Raw genomic sequence first — 2,838 nt, 5'->3', positions numbered from 1 at the left:
ACACTGGGCGTCTCAAGCCCGGCAATCATGCGCAGGGTCGTGGTTTTTCCGCAGCCCGAAGGTCCCAGAATCGTCGTCAGCGTGCCTTTGGGAACGGTAAAACTGATTCCTTTGACCACCAAGGGCGATGGATCGCTCCCATAACGTTTTTGCACGTTCTTGAATTCAATGCCGAGTTGGCTCATGTGCAGACTTTCTTTGTTGATGTGAAAGAAAAAGAAGACAAAGAGGATAAAAATAGCAAGGTGAAAGCGATGCCGGCGGACAGCTGTTCCGCTGACGGCTTCTGCCCATCACGCAACCGCCGCATGGAGCTTTCCCAAAAAATCACTCGCGATAAGTTCGTTGTAGTCGCGCACGCTGGCAATCACGTGCGGCCCCGAGAGCTCTTCAGCGCTATGGCTGGTGCAAACCGCCACAGCCCGCATGCCGGCCCGCCGCGCGGCTTCTATGCCAAAGGGCGCATCTTCAAACACGACGCAGGCGGCGGCCGCAACCTCCATGCGTCGTGCAGCCTCCAGAAATATGGCGGGCTCGGGTTTCCCTGCCAGGCCTTCGTCGCCACCTACAACAGCATGAGGCGGGGACACCATGGCAAGCCCGGCCATCGCAAACGCGATGTTGTGCTGGTCACCCGCAGTTCCCACACCCACTTTGAACCCCCGCGCCATCGCCAGCCCGGCAAAGGCCTTGAAGCCCGCAACCTCGGCAAACACCGGCGCGAAGAGTTCTCGATAAATGGCTTCCTTTTCCGCAACCAGCAGCCGCGCCTCTGAAAGTTCAATGTCACGCTGGAATAACTGGTTCATGGACTCGGTGCCGGTGCGCCCGGTGGTGCGCCTGAGGATGTCAGCCAGCGCCATCTGGACGCCGTGCCGCCTCGCGAACTCGCTCCACGACCTGGCATGCCACGGCATGGAGTCGATCATGGTTCCATCCATGTCAAAGATCAGTGCGTCAGTTCCAGATGCACCGAGCGGGGCTTGTAGGGTCATCAGTTACTCCTGTCTCAAAGACGCTTTGATCAATGAAACGTTGAATCCGCCATAACGCCTGGCTATGCTTTTGAAATCAGTGCCTGCCTGAGTCATTGGTAAATATCCTTGTTGTACGCAAAAGGAGGCGGTCTGGAATGTCATTGACGGTGGACTACCGGTTGGCACCTACCGTGCGCCGCCCCAGCTTGCGTTCGCCAACAAGGAACTGGATCAATGCCGTGGCCATAGACATCAGGACGATCAGCACAGTGCAGTACGCCAGCGCCACGCCATAGTCGCCAGTTCCTACCCTGCCAATGATGTAAGTGGTGGCCAGCTCGTACTCGGCCGTCACCAGAAAAATGACGGCGGAAACCGTGGTCATCGAGCGCACGAAGCTGTAGACCAGTGCGGCAACAAGGGCCGGCTTGAGCAAAGGCAGCACCACGCGGCGCAAGGTGGTCAGGCTGCTGGCCCGCAGCATGACAGAGGCTTCGTCGAGGGACCGGTCCAGCTGCTTGAACGATGCCGTTCCGGCCCGAACCCCGACCGGCAGATTGCGAAACACAAAGCACAGGACAATGACCAGGCCGGTACCCGTCAGCTCCACCGGCGGCACGTTGAAAGCCAGGATGTAGCTGACACCCAGCACCGTGCCGGGAATGGCAAACGTCAACAAGGCGGAAAATTCAAACAGGGCCTTGCCCCTGAATTCGGTCCGCGCCAGCAACCAGGCGATCAGCAAGCCGATGCTCGCGCAAACCGGGGCCGCAATGGCCGAAAGCGTGATGGTATTGAACAGGGACGCCCAGGCAGTTCCTGCCCAAAGCAGGCCATGCTCACCCCATTGCATGTCAAACGCAGTTTTGAAGTGCATCAGGGTTAGCGTGTAATCGCGCCCCCAGACTTTGACGAACCCACCCGCGAAGGCGAAGAAATAGACCACCATCGTGAAGGCGAGCCAGGGGCCTGCGACCCAGGTGCACAGGCGGCGCACCCCTGTCGGCAGTGCCATGGGCACGCCGGCGTCGCCTTTGCCGGAAACGGTGGTGAAGCTGGTTTTACCCAGGATGCGCCGCTGCACGAAGAAGACCGTCAACGCAAACGTCGTCAGCACCAGGGCCAGGGCCGCGGCCATACCCTGGTCCAGTGACGCACCCACAATGGCAAAAAAGATTTCCGTTGAAAGGACTGCATAGCCGCTACCCAGAATGATGGGGTTGCCGAAATCGGAAATGCTTTCGATAAACCCCACCAGAAACGCATTGGCCAGGCCAGGCGCCAGAAGCGGCAGCGTGACGGTCAGGAAGGTTTTCATCCGGCTTGCGCGGAGGGTCTGCGCCGCCTCTTCCAGGGATGGGCTGATGCCCTGCACCACGCCACGCATGATCATGAAGGCAATGGGTGTGAAAGCAAACAGCTGCGCGAGCCAGACGCCAAATACACCATAGAACCAGCGGGTGGGCGTAACGCCGAAAGACCACTCCATCAACTGGTTGACGATGCCGGCGCGGCCAAACAGCAGGATCAAACCCAGGCCCACGACAAACGGTGGCGTGATGATGGGCAGCATGGCCAGGGCGTTCAGTGGTTTTTGCAGTCGCTTGCCGGCGCTGCGCTCGGCGATGAGCGCGATCATGGTTCCCAGCACGGTCGTGCCAGCCGCGGTCAGCAGCGCCAGGTACAAGGTGTTCCATGCCACGCCGCAACTGGTCCCGCCACCCAGGCACCCGACACCCCACACGCGCGCAGTACCGACCCGCTCCCACAAGGCCCCCAAGGCAAAGCCTCCGTCTTCGGCATAGAAGGCAGCGGACAAGGACTTGGCGACCGGAAACACCACAAACAGGCACAGCAGTGC

3 protein-coding genes are annotated in these 2,838 nt (G+C 59.9%); all 3 read right to left on the bottom strand.

What is annotated here, in order from left to right:
• The coding region (locus tag AC1D1P_RS19785; protein ID WP_477674144.1) for an ATP-binding cassette domain-containing protein at positions 1-185 on the bottom strand (185 nt) is incomplete at its 3' end.
• A 108-nt stretch (positions 186-293) separates the two neighbouring features.
• Positions 294-995, bottom strand: a complete 702-nt coding sequence (locus tag AC1D1P_RS19780) for an HAD family hydrolase (RefSeq protein ID WP_477669165.1) — start codon at positions 993-995, stop codon at positions 294-296.
• A 154-nt stretch (positions 996-1,149) separates the two neighbouring features.
• Positions 1,150-2,838 (bottom strand): ABC transporter permease (locus AC1D1P_RS19775; protein WP_477674143.1); only part of this gene is annotated, 1,689 nt, incomplete at its 5' end.

The organism is Polaromonas sp. P1_E1_2 (assembly GCF_056406035.1).
This window is presented reverse-complemented; position numbering and strand designations above follow the sequence as displayed.

Coding starts and splice junctions, on each gene's coding strand:
- AC1D1P_RS19780 (WP_477669165.1), bottom strand. CDS start 995: ATGACCCTACAAGCCCCGCTCGGTGCATCTGGAACTGACGCACTGATC.